The organism is Hamadaea sp. NPDC051192 (genome assembly GCF_040682475.1).
Taxonomy (GTDB): Bacteria; Actinomycetota; Actinomycetes; order Mycobacteriales; family Micromonosporaceae; genus Hamadaea; species Hamadaea flava.
The window spans coordinates 1-14,003 of record NZ_JBFBAZ010000063.1; the positions used below are offsets into that span (position 1 = coordinate 1).

The window sequence follows — 14,003 nt, forward strand, 5'->3', positions numbered from 1 at the left end:
TCGGAGATGGCTGCGATCGTGCGGACCGCGTTGGATCCGTTGTCCGGACCACGCAAGCCCGCACCCACCGCTGCGGCTGCCGCACTGCCCGATGCTTCGGGCGGCTGTGTCGCATGTTGCCCTGACGATGGCCCAGGTGCAGGCGGCGGTGTCGCAGGCTCTTCGGCGGCGCGCTGCCGTGGCGGCGGCGGTGTTGCGGGCTGCGCTGGCGGCAGCGTGGATGCACGCTGCGGTGTTGCCGGCTGCGCTGGCGGAGGCTGCGCGCATGAGCGCGGGGCGGATGCGGTCGAGGGCGATCACATCGCAGCCCGTGTGCTGCCGGGCGAGCCGGATCTGCGTTCCGCAGGGGCCCGGCGGGCTGACGCCTTGATCGAGGTGTGCCAGCGGATCATGAACGCCGGTGAGCTGCCCGACAACGGCGGCGAGAAACGCACCTGACGATCACCCTGCCCTGGGACGCGCTCCGAGCCAAGGTCGGCGCGGGCTTGCTCGACACCGGTGACCTGCTCACCCCGGAGACCGTGCGACGCCTGGCCTGCGACGCAATGATCATCCCCGCCGTGCTCGGCGGCGACGGGCAAGTTCTCGACGTCGGCCGCGCCCGACGCCTCATCGACGGACCGCTCCGCCGCGCACTCGTCCTGCGGGACAAGGGATGCGCCTTCCCCGGCTGCGACCGGCCACCGCAGTGGTGCCACGGACATCACCTCAAGGCTTGGGCAGACGGCGGAACCACCTGCCTCGCCAACAGCGTCCTGCTTTGTGGCTTTCACCATCGCGAGATCCACCACGGGCACTGGGAAGTCCGGATGAGGCCGGATGGCTTTCCTGAGTTCCTCCCGCCCGCCTTCGTCGACCCGCTTCGAAGACCGGTTCAGAACACCCTCCGCCGAAGATGCTGAGATCGGGTTGTTGCGGGCGGGCCTGCGCCGGCCCGCCCCGCTCCGGCCGCCGCAGCGTGGTCGCGGTACGACGACAGGGTCCTACCGCATATTCGTCGCCGCCCCCGCGAAGGCTTGCGTGACTGTGAACATTTGCGTGGCTGCGAACATTGCGTGGCAGTGAAGATTTGCGCCTTGGCGAGGGTCCGCCTCTCCCCGACGGGTGTGCCGCATCGCGATCAGGAGGCGCTGTGATCAGGAGGCGCTGTGGTCAGGAGGCGCTGTGATCAGGAGGCGCTGTGGTCAGGAGGCGCCGTGATCAGGAGGTGCTGTGATCAGGAGGCGCTGTGATCAGGAGGCGCTGTGATCAGGAGGCGCTGTGATCAGGAGGTGCTGTGATCAGGAGGTGCTGTGGTCAGGAGGCGATGTCTAGGGCGGCGGCGCCGTAGAGGCGGGACACTCGGATGCGGATGACGACTCGCCGGTCGGCCACGAGCTGTTCGAGGAATTGCTGCTCGGCGGCGGGATCGGTGAAGCCGGGCGTCATCGCCAGCAGTTCCCGCCCGACCGCGTCGCCGGGTGCGGCGGAGGGCGGGGAGACTTCTGCTTCGCCTTCGGCGACGGCGTACGACCAGACGGTGGGGCCGGTGACGTGCAGGGCGGTCCGGGGATCGCGCCGGAGTTGGCGGACTTTGAGGCGGTCGGCGGTGGACGACACGCGGATCATCCGTTCGGGGGCGCTCCATCGATAGAGCACTGTGGACAGATGCGGGTGGCCGTCCCGCTTGACGCTGGCCAGGATGCCGAACCGTTGGCCGTCGAGGAGCCGAGCGGCCTGCTCGTCGCTCAACGGGGCCGGCGGCGCTCCGCTCATGGCCAGAGTTCCGAGGGCACGTAGTGGGTGTCGTACAGCTCCTGGGCTTGGAGCAGATCGTCCCAGCTCGCCTCGCCGGCGTGGACCCGGTCGAGCAGACGGAGGTAGTCGGCGCGCGGCGTACCGGGGGTGAAGACGCACAGGAAGTCGGCGTCGTGGTCGGGCGCCGGGGCGTACGCGTGGGGCATGTAGGGCGGCACGAGCAGGAGATCGCCCTCGTCCAGCGTCAGGACCTCCTGGCCGAGCAGGACGCGCAGCCGGCCGTCGATGACGAAGAACAGCTCGTCGCAGTTGGCGTGGAAGTGCGGCGGGGTACCCGGTGTTCCGTCCCGCAGGGTGGTGCGGTGACTGGTGAGGACGCCGCCGGTCGCTTCGGCGTCGGCGAGCAGCGTGATGACGCTGGACGGGTCGCTTCTGAGGATCTCGGCGTCGCTGTCGCGGACGAGCACGCCGCCGCGGAGCAACGCGAAGGCACTGCTGAGCTGGGTGAAATCGGACACGAAGGCCTCCGGGGGACGAAAACGGGAGACGAGACGTTCTGTCTCGTGTTGAACTGTGCCTGGGAAGATCCGCGTTGTCAAGACGAGACGTATCGCCTCGTGAGCGGGTAGAGTGATGGTCCGTGAGCCGTCAACCCGATCCGAACCGGCGCAACGAGCAGTCGCGGCAAGCCATCGTGACCGCCGCTGCTGACCTGTGCGCCGAAGTCGGCTTCGCCGCCGTCACCGTCGAGGCGATCGCCGCCCGAGCCGGCGTCGGCAAGCAGACGATCTATCGCTGGTGGCCGTCGAAGGCGGCGGTCCTCCTGGAGTACATGGAGCGCGAACGCGAGCGGGCGGCCGGCTTCCCGGACACCGGTGATCTGGCGGCCGATCTGCTCACGCAGACGACGGCGCTCCAACGGCTCTTCGACTCCGACGCCGGTGCGGTCTGGCGAGGGCTGCTGATCGCCGCGCAGTCCGACGACGTCGCCGCCGACGGCGTACGCGCGCTGCTGGAACTGGCGATCGTCGAGGCGAAGCAGCGCCTGACGAAGGCGCAGGGAACCGATGAACTGCGGTCCGACGCCGACCTCGACATGGTTGTCGAGATCATTTTCGGCCCGTTGTACCACGCTTGGCTCCTCCGAACCCGGCCGCTGCCCAAGGCGTACATGTCGGATGTGCTGAAGCTGGTGTTCGACGGTCTGAAGCCGGCCCACGTGGCTCGGTAGAGTTCGCGGATGGACGACGCCCACCGGATCTACCGGGAGTTGGTGTTGCGTGAGTTCTGGCCGGAGATCCGCGTGGGTCTCAACCTGGCGTTCTATCGGACGTACTGCGTGCCGCGCATCGCGCGGCTGCTGCTCGGCACCGGTGAGCTGACGGGGCGGCCGCTCAAGCGGGCCTACGACACCGGCGTGATCATGTATGAGCTGATCGCCCACGGTGTCGACCATCCGCGCGGACGCCAGGTGCTGTCGGCGCTGAACCGGATGCATCGCGCGCACGACATCAGCGACGCCGATTACCGGTACGTGCTGGGCACGCTGGTGTTCATCCCGACGCGATGGGTGGACCGCTACGGTCCGCGGCCGCTCACCGCGGCGCAACGGGCCGCGACGCTCGGCTTCTATACGCGAGTCGGTGCGGCGATGGGGATTCCGGCGATCCCGGCGACCTGGGAGCAGTTCGAGGCGGAGTTCGAGGAGTATGAGCGCGACAACTTCGCCTACGATCCGGCGGCGGCGGAGCTGCTTTCGTCGACAAAGGATCTGATGGTGCAGCGGTTGCCGAAACCGTTGCGCCGGTTCGGCTTCGTCCAGCGGATGACTGCCGCTTCGCTGGACGCGATGCTCGATCAGCGGGCGCGTACGGCGCTCGGCCGATCCGAACCAGGTCGGCTGCCGCGGATGATTGTCCATATCGGACTGCGCTGCCGCGCGCGGTTGCGGCGACTGCGACCGGTGCCGGTGGTCGACCAGTGGGAGCCCGGGCGGGCCAATGCGGCGTACCCGGGCGGGTACACGCTCGACCAGATCGGGCCCAGCGGGACCGGCCGCTGATCCGCTAGCCGCGTTGACCCGCTAGCCGAGCAGCATGCTGTAGTCGGCGGCGGTCAGCGGGCCTTCCGACAGGGACCCGTCCCCACGCGGTACGCCGACCGGGTGCCCGTCGCGGGTGAACACGACGCCATGGATGTCTCCCCGCGCGGTCAGTGTGCAGACGAGCTGGGCGTACCCGAGGGCTTCGTCGGCGCGGCCGTTGCCGTCGACCGGGGCGGTCAGGGTCAGCTCCACCCGGTCGCCGGCGACGGAGAACGCCGCCACCACGTTGGTGCCGCCGAGCGCGGTGGACAGGCCGGTGTCGCGTTCGGTCTTCGTCGGGCCGACCTGTAGGGCGTTGATCAGCTCGTCGACCGTCGGCTGGGCGTCCACTCGCCGGGTGACCGGGATCAGTTTCCCGTCCAGGACGAAGTACAGCATCTCGGTGAGGCGGCCGGTCGCCGTCGTGGCGGGAGCCGACGGCACGGGCGAGCTGAGCCCGGCGAACGGTCCGGGCGGCGGCGACACACTGCGCGGTTCGGACTCGGCGGGCACGCCGCATCCAGTGACCCCGACTCCGGCGACCAGCAGGACGGCGAGGAGGGTTGTGGCTCGTCTGCTCACGCGGGCCCGCCTCTTCGATCGCGCTGGGATGCCAGCTCGCGCCGGGCGGTGCGGTCGGGCTGGGCGGGGATGGCGGCCGGCTCGTCGGGGGACAGGCTTATCTCTACGTGGAACCGGGCGCCGCCACCGGGCCGATCGGTGACGGTCGCGTCGCCGCCGTGGGCCAGGGCGTGCTGCCGGACGAGGGCCAGCCCGAGGCCGGTGCCGTCGGAGTCGGCGCGGGCGTTCGCCGCCCGGCCCCGGACGAAGCGGTCGAAGATCGAGATCCGGTCGGCCGGCGGTACGCCCGGACCCTCGTCGTCGACCTCCAGCCAGCCGGTGCCGGCCGTGCCGCCGAGGCGTACCGCGGTCGGGCCGCCGCCGTGGCGTACGGCGTTGTCGAGGAGGTTGGCGATGATCTGCTCGAAGCGGCGCGAGTCGACCGGCCAGACCGGCGCGAAGCCGGGTTCGGCGACGGAGACGATGCCGGGATCGAAACCCTTGCGGGCGACGACTTGGCGGGCCAGCTCGGCGACCTCGGTGAGCCGCCGGTCGGCGGGCTGATCGGCGCGGGCCAGTTCGAGCAGATCGGTGACGAGCGTCTGGAACCGTTCGACCTCGTCGGCCACCAACGAGGCGGCCTGCGCGGACCGCGGATCAAGCTGGTCGCGGCGGCGGGCCAGCACGCTCGCGGCGGCGGCCAGCGTCTGTAGCGGCGAGCGCAGCTCGTGGCTCACGTCGGCGGCGAACCGGCGATCCCGTTCCAGCCGGGCGGCGAGCTGGTCGACCATGCGGTTGAACGACGTGGTGAGCCGTTCGAGGTCGGGTTCGGTCGCCGGGTCCAGCCGGGCCGTCAGGTCGCCTCCGGCGATGTCGCGCGCGGCGTCGGCCACCACTCGCATCGGCCGCAACACGCGGCGGCTCGCGTACGCGCCTAGGGCCGCGCCGGCCGCCGTGGTCGCTGCCGCGACCAACGCCAGCACCAGCGACATGACGCGCAGCGTCCGGTCGAGCTCCTTCATCGAGTCGATCATGTAGAAGCGGCTGCCGTCAGGCAGTGGGATGCCGATCGCCCAGGCCGGGCCGCTCTCGACGCGTACGCGTTGCACGGCGGTGTGCCCGGAGCCGACCAGGGATTGCAGGTCGGCGGGCAGTGCCTTGGTGTACCCGGTGTCGGCGGTACGCGAATAGAACCGGCCGTTCCGGTAGATGATCGCGTGGCGGCTGCTGCCGGTGTCGAGCGTACGCAGCACTTCCTGGACGTCGGGGTCGTCGTCGGCGGCCAGCCCGGCGTTGACCACGTTGGCGTCGAAGTACGCCGCCCGCAGCGCCGACCGCTCCCGTCCGCTGAGCAGCGTCTGCCGGGTGATCTGGAACGACGCGATCGCGATCGTCGCCGAGATGACGAGGGCGCCCAAGGCGAACGCCGCCGTCACGCGTACCCGGAGGCCGGGCTGCCGGAGCCGCTTCATCGCTGCAACTTGTAGCCCAGACCGCGCACGGTGACGAGGTGCTTCGGGGCCGACGGCTCGACCTCGATCTTCTGCCGCAGGCGCCCGACGTGGACGTCCACCAGGCGTTCGTCGCCGAAGTCGTACTCCCAGACCCGTTCGAGCAGCTGCTGGCGGGACAAGACCATGCCGGGATGCTCGGCCAGCTCGCACAGCAGCCGGAACTCCGTACGCGTCAGCGCGACCGGTTCGCCGTGCAGCGTGACCTCGCCGGCCAGCGGCAGGATGGTCAGCTCGCCGAAGATCAGCGTCGGCATCGCCGTCGCGGCGGCTCGCGCCCGGCGGCGCAGCGCGCGCAGCCGGGCGGTCAGCTCCTTGACCGCGACCGGTTTGACCAGGTAATCGTCCGCGCCGGCCTCCAACGCGGCGACGATGTCGTGGGTGTCGCTGCGGGCGGACACGACGACGATCGGGACGTCGTCGGCTCGGCGAAGCTCCCGGATCGTGTCGAAACCGTCCAAGCCGGGCAGCATCAGGTCGACGAGGACGGTGTCGGCCGGGTTCTTACGTTGCCGGGCCAGGCCCTCCTCGGCGGTCGGGGCGCCCTCGGCGGCGTAGCCCTCGTCTTCGAGGGCCAGCACCAGCGACAGCCGGATCCGGTCGTCGTCTTCAATCACCAGCACCGAGGCCATGCGGGCCATCATGCCCATCGGTCGCGCCGCTGACCAGCGACGAAGCGGGCGTATGAGACCTGATCGGCGGTTTGTCACGAGACTGTCATGGTTTGGGGCCGGGGTCGCCACATCCGTTTCCCAGGGTCGGAGCGTCAGAAGAGGCAGAGGTCAGAAGAGGCAGAGGCCGATAGTCGGAGGTGGGGACGATGGTGCGTGGTTCGGTGAGCCGGATTCCCGTCGTCGAGCTGGTCGTCACGGAGGAACTGGACCTGTGGGCGTTGTCGCGGCTGACGAGGCTGCTCGACGACGCGCTGGCCGTTTCGCCGGTCGAGATCGTGCTCGACCTGGAGCAGTGCCCGTATCTCGACGCCGCCGCCATCGGGGTGCTGCTGGAAGCGCATCGGCGGGCCCGCCTCGACGGCGGGGTGCTGACGCTGCGCGCCCCGTCGGAACGGCTTCGGCGCAACCTGCGGCTGGCGCGGGCGGATCGGGTCCTGCATGTCACTCCCGCTGAACCGGACGGCGCCGTCCCGCCGGGGGAGGCGCCCGATGCCGCGGCCTGAGACGTTCGACCTGGTCACGCTGGCGCACGCGCTGCCCGTCGAGGCGGTTGCCGCCGGCTGGATACTCCGTCGGCGGGCCGCCGATCCCGCGGCAGGTTTCGCGGCGGCGACCGGCGAGCGCGACGGAGCCTGGGTCGCGCTGCACGACGTGCTGCCCCGCGACGCTCAGGTCGCGGGCGCCTGGCTGACCGGGCTGTTCGCGCCGAGCGCGGACATCGAGGAGTACTACCTGGGACAGTGCCGGGAGACGTTGCTGCCGCTGATGCACGAGTACGGCCCGCCGCCGCAGTTCCACCAGCCGTGGCAGGCCGCGTACCGGCGGGTCAATCACCGGTACGCCGTCGCCGCCGCCCGGCTCGCCGCTCCGGGCGCGGTCGTCTGGATCCACGACTACCACCTCCTGCTCGTGGCGGGCTACCTTCGCCGGGCGCGGCCGGATCTGCGGATCGGCGTACACCTGCAGGCGCCGTTCCCACCGGTGGAGCGGTTCCTGCGGATGCCCATGCGGGACAAGGTCATGCGTGGTCTGCTCGGCGCGGATCTGCTCGGTCTGCCGGACGCGCGGTCGGCCGCGAACTTCCTCGACGCGGCGCACGAGGTGACCGGGCTGCGCCGGGGCGACCGGCTGCTGCTGGCCGACGGGCGCATGGTGGTCGCGACCGCGTTCCCGCCGTCGATCGACGCCGCCCGGTTCGCCGCGTACGCCGCCGATCCGGGCGTTCGTGACCGCGCCCGGGAACTCCGTGAGAGCCTGGGCGATCCGCGTACGGTGCTGCTGTCGGTCGGCGCGCTCGACGAGCACGAAGGCGTCGAGCGGCGCCTCGACGCGTACGCCCAGCTGATCGCGGAGGGCCGGGTCGATCCACTGTCGACGGTGCTGGTGCACGTGGCGGCGGCCGGTTCCGAGGCGGCGCATCCGGCGGCCGTGCAGGAACGGGTGGATCGGCAGGTGGCGCAGATCAACGGGATGTTCTCCCGGCTGGGGCACCCCGTCGTCCACTACGTCCGGCACGAACTGGACACGGCCGAGCTGACCTCGTTGTACCTCGCGGCCGACGTGCTGCTGGCGCTGCCGTTGCGGCAGGGCGCGACGTTGGCCGCCAAGGAGTACGCCGCCACCCGGCTCGACGACACGGGGCGGATCGTGCTGTCGGAGTTCTCCGGGACGGCGGCCGAACTGCCCGAGGCGGCGATCGTCAATCCCGAAGACCTGATCGAGGTGAAGGACGCCATCTGCGCTGCGATCGAGCTCCGGGCCAAGCCGGACGAGGGGATGGCGGCGATGCGCCGACGCGTACGCGAGCACGACGCGCCGAAGGCGACGACCGCGTTTTTGGACACATTGGACGCCGTGACCGCGTATCGGGCGCCGGACAAGGCTCGGGCGACATGCGCGCGGTGATGTGGCGGCTGCTCGCCGGGGTAGGGTCGGTGATGCTTCCGTACGCTCCGGACGAATCGCTGCCCAAGGAACTCGCGATCGCCCGAGCGATCGCCGCCGTGCCGCATCCGGGTGGCGGCGTACGCGAGTGGACGTTCGCCGACGCCACGCAGGCCCACGGTTGGTGGCTGGTGGTGCTGGAGGAACGCCGCGCGGTCCACGTCGTCGAGGTGTGCGCCCGGACCGGCGACGTCCGCGTAGTCACCTCCCGAGCCGCGATGCCGCCCACGGGCAACCGCAACAGGCCGTGACACGGCCCTTGACCGGCCTGTGACGGACCGGACCTAGGTGTTCAGGTACGCGAGCACGGCCAGCACCCGGCGATGCGAGTCGTCCGACGGCGGCAGGCCGAGTTTGGCGAAGATGTTGCCGATGTGCTTCTCCACCGACACCGGGGCGAGCACGAGGGCGGCGCAGATCGCGGAGTTCGACATGCCTTGCGCCACCAGGTCGAGCACCTCTCGCTCGCGTGGGGTGAGCGCGGTGACGCCCTGGTTCTGGGCGTTGCGGGCGAACAACTGACGGACCACCTCGGGGTCCATCGCGGTGCCGCCCGCGGCCACCCGTTCCACCGCGTCGAGGAAGTCGTCGAGCGCGGTCACCCGGTCCTTGAGCAGGTAACCCACCGCGCCCTTGCCGTCGGCGAGCAGTTCGGCGGCGTACGTGCGCTCGACGTATTGGGACAGGATCAGCACGGGTGCCGGGCGCAGCCGCAGCGCCGCCCGGATGCCTTCGTCGCGATAGGACGGTGGCAGGCGTACGTCCACGATGGATAGATCCGGCTGGTGCTCGGCGACCGCTTCGAGCAGCGCGTCGGCGGTGTCCACCGCGGCCACCACTTCGTGGCCGGTGCCGGTGAGGATGCTGACCAGGCCGTCGCGGAGCAGCACGAGGTCTTCGGCGATCACGATGCGCATGGGATCTCCGCTCTCAGGCGGGTCGGCCCGCCGGGTGGACTGGTGACGGTGAACGTGCCGTCGAGGGCCTCGATCCGGCGGCGCAGGCCGTCGAGCCCGGAGCCGGCCGGGTCGGCGCCGCCGGTCCCGTCGTCGGCGACCTCGACGGTCAGGCGTTCTCTTCCGCTCGCGGCACCGTAGCGGGCGAGGACCGCGCAAGAGGTCGCTGCGGCGTGCTTGACCGCGTTCGCCAAGCCCTCGGCGACCACGAAGTACGCCGCCGACTCGACCGCCGGAGACAGCCGCTCGGGCGTCTCGATCGTGACGGCGACCGGAATCGGGCAGTCCCCGGCGAGCGCGCTCACCGCCGCGGCCAGTCCCCGGTCGGTGAGGATCGGCGGGTGGATGCCGCGGACGAGCCGGCGCAGCTCGGCCAGCGCCTCGTCGAGCTGACGGCGAGCGGTAGCGATCCCGTCCAGCACCGCGTTGCCGTCAGCACCAGGGGTGCCATCAGCGACAGCGGTGCTGTCAGTAGAAGCAGCGCCGGCACGACGAGCAGCACTGGCAGGAACAGCGGAGCCGGTACGCGCCCGGCGTTCGGCCAGGGCGAGCGTCATCCCGGCCGCGACGATGCGCGCCTGGGCTCCGTCGTGCAGGTCCCGCTCGATCCGGCGCAGTTCGGCGGCTTGGGCGTCGACCACCCGGGCCCGGGACGCGGCCAGTTCCTGAGCCCGCCGGACGAGCCGGCCGTGCTCACCCGGGGCGAGCAACGCGACCGCCACCCGGGCCTGCGCCGACGCCAACTGCCGCACCAGCCACAGCGCGATCGGGATCAGGGCGATGCCGACCGCCGAGATCAGGAGACGGCCGCTGTGCGTACCCATGGCTTGCTGGATCAGTGGATGCGCACGACGCTCCGGGACCGACCAGGCCCAGGCCGGGGCGATCACGGCCGCCGCCGTCACCACGGTCGCGACCACCGCGATGATGCCGAGGGTCAGGCCGAGCGGGAGGAGTACCGCGAACCAGGCCATGTCGCGCCAGGTCGCGGGCTGTGCCGCGAGCTGGCGGACGCGGGCGCGGCCGATGGTGGTGACCGGAAGGTACGGCGAGGTGATCGGAGCGCCGAGGACCCACGCGGCCCGGCGGCGTTCGAGGTCGGCCAGGTGGCGGTCAAGCCAGGTGACGGCCAGGAAGACCGGCGCGCCCAGCGCGGTGACCGCCCCGACCGCCATCAGCACGGTCGTGGCGAGCGTCCAGAGGAAGCCGGCCGGACCCGCGACCAGGCTGGTCACGAGATAGGCAAGAGACCGGCCACTACGCACCCGGCGGAGTTTAGCCATCAGCGGGAGGCGGATGATCAGTGCGCCGGCCATGCTGCTTCGGGCGGCGAATCGTCCGTCGAAACGACGTGGCCGGCGCATTGATCACACCTCTCTCAGATGGGGCGGACGGACCGGAGGACGAGACGTGCCGGCAGGGTGCCGGCGGCCAGGCCGAGCAGGCCGACCACGGCGAGCAGACCCCCGTACGCGGCCGGGTCGACGATCAGCCGCAGCGTCCCGTCCTGGGCGGAGCTGAACGCCGCGACCACGACGGTGGTGACCGCGATGCCCAGCGTGAGCCCGACGGCGACGGTCAGGACGGCTTCGCGGGCGGTCATCCGGCGGATCTGCCCGGGAGTCGCACCGAGCAGCCGCAGCTGGGCCAGCTGCGCCCGGCGAGCCGCCGCGGCCACCGCGAACGTGTTGACCACCGCGATCGCGGTGAAGCCGAGCGAGACCGCGATCATGATCTCCCAGGCGCCCTGCCGTTCGTCGGCGTCACCCGACGCCTCGGCTTGCGGCGGGACGACGTGCATGCCGTCGAGCGCCAGCGAACCGTGGAAGACGACCGAGGTCACCACGCCGCGCGGATCGTGCGCGGCGATGAGATCAGCCGGGGCGAGCAGCTCGCCGAAGCCACGGTTGTTCGCGAAGACGCCGGTCAGCTTCAACTCGGTCGCGTACCCGTCGGGCAGCCACACCCGGACGGTGTCGCCGACCTGCCATCCGTTGGCCCGCGCCAGATACTCGCTGGCCGCCAACCCGTTCGAAGCCGCCGCCAGCCCGGTGTTCGCTGTGCTGTCGCCGCCGGTGAAGCCCAGGTCCAGGACCGGCTTTCCGTGCTGCTGGATGCCATAAGCCGCGTAGTCCTCGGGCTTGCCGCCCTCGTCGACGATCAGCCGCGACGGCAGCAGCGCCGCGTAGTCGCCGTCGTCGGGCAAGGCCGACAGCGGCAGCACTCCGGTCGCGACCGAGGCCGACGCCGTACGCCGCGCTTCCTGAGCGGCCGCGAGATCGGCCGACAACGCGCTGTTGAGCAGCATCGGGGCGTTGATGGCGACCATCAGGGCCAGCGGGACCGCGACCGAGGTGACGCGGCGGTTCTCGGCCCGGGTGAACGCACCGGCCAGCCAGCCCGCGATGCCGGTCAGCCCGGCCAGCCGGGACAGCAGCCCGCCGAGCAGCCCGACCAGCAGCGGACCGGCCGCGCCGACCGCGCTCAGCAGCAGGGCGCTGGAGATGAACGTCATGCCCATGCCGAACGGGCCGTCCAGCGGCACGACCGCGAGGATGACGAGCGCGCCCGTGGCACAGATCGCGGCGGTCAGCGTACGGAAGACCCAGCCGGTCCGGCCCTCGACGAGGGTCTCCTGCAGGGCTTGGGCGGGGGCGATCCGGATCGCCCGGCGGGCCGCCACGCGGGCGCTGAGCTGTGCGACCAGGACGGTGACCGCGATCGCGGCCAGCAGCACGCCGACGTTGACGCTCACAGTGAACTGCGGCGGCACCGCGCCCAGCGTCCGGAACCGGGCGGCGATGACCTCGGCGGCCACGACGCTGAGCGGACCGCCGACGAGTGCCGCGACGAGCGTGACGAACAGGGTCTCGGCACTCAGCAACCGCCACAACTGGCGCGGCGTCGCACCGGTCGCCCGCAGCAGCGCCAGCTCGCGCAGCCGCTGCCGCACCGTGAGGGCGACCGTGCCGGTCAGCACGAACACCGTGGCGAACGAGGTGATGCCGATGACGAAGCCGAAGATGGAGATCGCCCCGATGTAGTCCGGCAGCGCGGTGGGCAGGTCCGCCCGGACCTTGTCCTGTCCTTCGTAGACGGTGTCGACGCCGAGCGCCGCCTTGACCGATGCCGCTGTCGCCGACCCGGTGATCGCGTACGCCGTCGGGCCGGTCAGTCCGGAGACCGCCGAGACCTGGGAGTCCGCGACGAACACGGCGCGCTGCTCGTCGAGCCGCTGGGCCAGCACACCCGACACGACCACTCGGTGCGACCCGGTCCGGCTGACCATCAGGAGCTGGTCGCCGGGGTGCAGGCCGAGCGACGGGTCGACGGCGATCTGCCCGGACGCGGGCGCCGTGCCGGTCTGGAGGGTGAACGGCATGAGAGCGGCGCTAGCCCAGCCGTGCCCCACGGCGTCACCGGCCGGCTTTCCATCCATTGTGGTCAGTGCGATCGGGAAGGCGTAATCGGCCGACACCTTCGTCACTCCCGGCAGCGCGGCCACCTTGCCGGCCCAGTCGGCCGGCAGGGCGGGCGCACCGGCGAGCCGTTCGGTCTTGGTCTTCGTCTTCTGCTTGCCCTTTCCCTTGTCCTTGACGGTGGTCAGACTGACCTGGCGGTCGCCGCCGACCATGAGATCGGCCGCGTCGAACCGGTGCGTCGTGGGGCTGGCGGTCAGCACGGAGAACAGCAGCAACGCCGCGCCGCCGATGAGGGCCACCGCGAGGACGGCGGCCACGAACGTGCCGAGGAAGGCGGCCAGGCGGCTGCGCAGCCCAGCGAGCGCGAGCCGGATCACTTGGTCACCGCCATCATCTCGGTCGCGATCAGCTCGGCGGTCGGCTCCGGCAGGTCGCGGACGATCCGGCCGTCGGCGAGGATCACGGCCCGGTCGGCCCACGCCGCGGCGGCGGGATCGTGGGTCACCATGATCACCGCGGTGGCGTACTCGTCGACCACCGAGCGCAGCAGCGCCAGCACCTCGCGACCGGACTGCAGGTCCAGGGCGCCGGTCGGCTCGTCGGCGAAGATCACCGCGGGCCGCCCGGCCAGCGCGCGGGCCAACGCCACGCGCTGCCGCTGCCCGCCCGACAGCTGCGCCGGCCGCGCGTTCTCCCGGCCGGCCAGGCCGACCTTGGCCAGCACCTCGCGCGCCCACGCGCGATCCGGGCGCACGCCGCACAACCGCTGCGGGAGCAGCACATTCTGCTCGACCGTCAAAGCATCGATCAAGTTGTACGCCTGGAAGACGAACCCGGTGTGCTGACGGCGGATCACGGTGAGCCGCGGCTCGCGGAGCGCACCCAGTTCCTGTCCGGCCAGGCGTACCCGGCCGGCGTCGGCTCGATCGAGCCCGGCCGCGCATTGCAGCAGCGTCGACTTGCCGGAGCCGGACGGGCCCATGACCGCGGTGAAGGTGGCGGCCGCGAAGGACAGGGACACACCGTCGAGGGCGCGGGTGGTGGTGTCGCCGCTTCGGTAGGTGCGGCGTACGTCGGTCAGCTCGACGACGGGGGTTGTTGTCATGATCATGATC

At 71.4% G+C, this 14,003-nt stretch carries 15 protein-coding genes and 1 pseudogene; 7 read left to right on the forward strand and 9 right to left on the reverse strand.

Features of this window, described 5'->3' with window-relative positions; genetic code table 11:
* Together AB0M47_RS24670 and AB0M47_RS24675 are read left to right on the forward strand one after the other, a co-directional pair.
* Positions 1–438: pseudogene (locus AB0M47_RS24670) on the forward strand (hypothetical protein); the annotation flags it as partial.
* An 8-nt stretch (positions 439–446) separates the two neighbouring features.
* A complete protein-coding gene (locus tag AB0M47_RS24675) occupies positions 447–902 on the forward strand; it encodes a DUF222 domain-containing protein (protein WP_363418157.1) in 456 nt (151 codons plus the stop codon).
* 394 nt (positions 903–1,296) lie between these two features.
* Here AB0M47_RS24675 and AB0M47_RS24680 read toward each other — a convergent pair whose 3' ends face one another.
* Together AB0M47_RS24680 and AB0M47_RS24685 are read right to left on the reverse strand one after the other, a co-directional pair.
* Positions 1,297–1,755, reverse strand: coding sequence for a TIGR03618 family F420-dependent PPOX class oxidoreductase (locus AB0M47_RS24680; RefSeq protein WP_363418085.1), 459 nt, complete (start codon positions 1,753–1,755; stop codon positions 1,297–1,299).
* Positions 1,752–2,255, reverse strand: a complete 504-nt coding sequence (locus AB0M47_RS24685) for a cupin domain-containing protein (protein WP_363418087.1) — start codon at positions 2,253–2,255, stop codon at positions 1,752–1,754. The genes AB0M47_RS24680 and AB0M47_RS24685 overlap by 4 nt, the downstream gene beginning before the upstream one ends.
* A 122-nt stretch (positions 2,256–2,377) precedes the next feature.
* Between AB0M47_RS24685 and AB0M47_RS24690 the strand changes: the two genes are divergently transcribed.
* Positions 2,378–2,968 carry a TetR/AcrR family transcriptional regulator gene (locus tag AB0M47_RS24690; protein ID WP_363418089.1) on the forward strand — a complete coding sequence of 197 codons (591 nt, stop codon included), beginning with the start codon at positions 2,378–2,380 and terminating at the stop codon, positions 2,966–2,968.
* Between the two features lie 9 nt (positions 2,969–2,977).
* The gene (locus AB0M47_RS24695) at positions 2,978–3,799 is read left to right on the forward strand and encodes an oxygenase MpaB family protein (RefSeq protein WP_363418091.1); all 822 of its coding nucleotides are present in this window, start codon (positions 2,978–2,980) and stop codon (positions 3,797–3,799) included.
* Positions 3,800–3,820: 21 nt separating this feature from the next.
* On the opposite strand, the gene AB0M47_RS24700 is transcribed toward AB0M47_RS24695, so the two are convergent.
* The 3 genes from AB0M47_RS24700 to AB0M47_RS24710 are packed head-to-tail and all read right to left on the reverse strand — an operon-like array spanning position 3,821 to position 6,524.
* A complete protein-coding gene (locus AB0M47_RS24700) occupies positions 3,821–4,402 on the reverse strand; it encodes a GerMN domain-containing protein (RefSeq protein WP_363418092.1) in 582 nt (193 codons plus the stop codon).
* A complete protein-coding gene (locus AB0M47_RS24705) occupies positions 4,399–5,853 on the reverse strand; it encodes a HAMP domain-containing sensor histidine kinase (protein ID WP_363418094.1) in 1,455 nt (484 codons plus the stop codon). Before AB0M47_RS24705 ends, AB0M47_RS24700 begins: the two co-directional genes overlap by 4 nt.
* Positions 5,850–6,524 carry a response regulator transcription factor gene (locus AB0M47_RS24710; RefSeq protein ID WP_253755908.1) on the reverse strand — a complete coding sequence of 225 codons (675 nt, stop codon included), beginning with the start codon at positions 6,522–6,524 and terminating at the stop codon, positions 5,850–5,852. The genes AB0M47_RS24705 and AB0M47_RS24710 overlap by 4 nt, the downstream gene beginning before the upstream one ends.
* A gap of 188 nt (positions 6,525–6,712) precedes the next feature.
* Here AB0M47_RS24710 and AB0M47_RS24715 point away from each other — a divergent pair, with 188 nt between their 5' ends.
* Genes AB0M47_RS24715 through AB0M47_RS24725 form a run of 3 tightly spaced genes read left to right on the forward strand, consistent with a single transcriptional unit; the run spans position 6,713 to position 8,761 of the window.
* Positions 6,713–7,069, forward strand: a complete 357-nt coding sequence (locus AB0M47_RS24715; protein WP_253755906.1) for an STAS domain-containing protein — start codon at positions 6,713–6,715, stop codon at positions 7,067–7,069.
* On the forward strand, positions 7,056–8,471 hold the full coding sequence (locus tag AB0M47_RS24720) for a trehalose-6-phosphate synthase (protein ID WP_363418096.1): 1,416 nt from the start codon (positions 7,056–7,058) through the stop codon (positions 8,469–8,471). The genes AB0M47_RS24715 and AB0M47_RS24720 overlap by 14 nt, the downstream gene beginning before the upstream one ends.
* Positions 8,459–8,761: a hypothetical protein gene (locus AB0M47_RS24725; RefSeq protein ID WP_363418098.1), complete on the forward strand. Its 303-nt coding sequence runs from the start codon at positions 8,459–8,461 to the stop codon at positions 8,759–8,761. Before AB0M47_RS24720 ends, AB0M47_RS24725 begins: the two co-directional genes overlap by 13 nt.
* Positions 8,762–8,794: 33 nt before the next feature.
* Here AB0M47_RS24725 and AB0M47_RS24730 read toward each other — a convergent pair whose 3' ends face one another.
* The 4 genes from AB0M47_RS24730 to AB0M47_RS24745 all read right to left on the reverse strand — a co-directional run bounded on the left by AB0M47_RS24730 (position 8,795) and on the right by AB0M47_RS24745 (position 13,993).
* Complete coding sequence (locus AB0M47_RS24730) at positions 8,795–9,427, reverse strand: response regulator transcription factor (RefSeq protein ID WP_363418099.1); 633 nt, start codon at positions 9,425–9,427, stop codon at positions 8,795–8,797.
* Entirely contained in the window at positions 9,415–10,731 is a 1,317-nt protein-coding gene (locus tag AB0M47_RS24735) for a sensor domain-containing protein (protein WP_363418100.1), read from the reverse strand. The genes AB0M47_RS24730 and AB0M47_RS24735 overlap by 13 nt, the downstream gene beginning before the upstream one ends.
* Positions 10,732–10,844: 113 nt before the next feature.
* Positions 10,845–13,265, reverse strand: a complete 2,421-nt coding sequence (locus AB0M47_RS24740; RefSeq protein ID WP_363418102.1) for an ABC transporter permease — start codon at positions 13,263–13,265, stop codon at positions 10,845–10,847.
* On the reverse strand, positions 13,262–13,993 hold the full coding sequence (locus AB0M47_RS24745; protein WP_363418104.1) for an ABC transporter ATP-binding protein: 732 nt from the start codon (positions 13,991–13,993) through the stop codon (positions 13,262–13,264). The genes AB0M47_RS24740 and AB0M47_RS24745 overlap by 4 nt, the downstream gene beginning before the upstream one ends.
* Positions 13,994–14,003 lie beyond the last annotated feature (10 nt).

What these genes read in the sequence shown, in the direction of transcription:
- AB0M47_RS24725 (WP_363418098.1), top strand. Translation starts at nt 8,459, where the DNA reads ATGCGCGCGGTGATGTGGCGGCTGCTCGCCGGGGTAGGGTCGGTGATG.
- AB0M47_RS24720 (WP_363418096.1), top strand. Translation starts at nt 7,056, where the DNA reads ATGCCGCGGCCTGAGACGTTCGACCTGGTCACGCTGGCGCACGCGCTG.
- AB0M47_RS24705 (WP_363418094.1), bottom strand. Translation starts at nt 5,853, where the DNA reads ATGAAGCGGCTCCGGCAGCCCGGCCTCCGGGTACGCGTGACGGCGGCG.
- AB0M47_RS24745 (WP_363418104.1), bottom strand. Translation starts at nt 13,993, where the DNA reads ATGACAACAACCCCCGTCGTCGAGCTGACCGACGTACGCCGCACCTAC.
- AB0M47_RS24730 (WP_363418099.1), bottom strand. Translation starts at nt 9,427, where the DNA reads ATGCGCATCGTGATCGCCGAAGACCTCGTGCTGCTCCGCGACGGCCTG.
- AB0M47_RS24710 (WP_253755908.1), bottom strand. Translation starts at nt 6,524, where the DNA reads ATGGCCTCGGTGCTGGTGATTGAAGACGACGACCGGATCCGGCTGTCG.
- AB0M47_RS24695 (WP_363418091.1), top strand. Translation starts at nt 2,978, where the DNA reads ATGGACGACGCCCACCGGATCTACCGGGAGTTGGTGTTGCGTGAGTTC.
- AB0M47_RS24715 (WP_253755906.1), top strand. Translation starts at nt 6,713, where the DNA reads ATGGTGCGTGGTTCGGTGAGCCGGATTCCCGTCGTCGAGCTGGTCGTC.
- AB0M47_RS24680 (WP_363418085.1), bottom strand. Translation starts at nt 1,755, where the DNA reads ATGAGCGGAGCGCCGCCGGCCCCGTTGAGCGACGAGCAGGCCGCTCGG.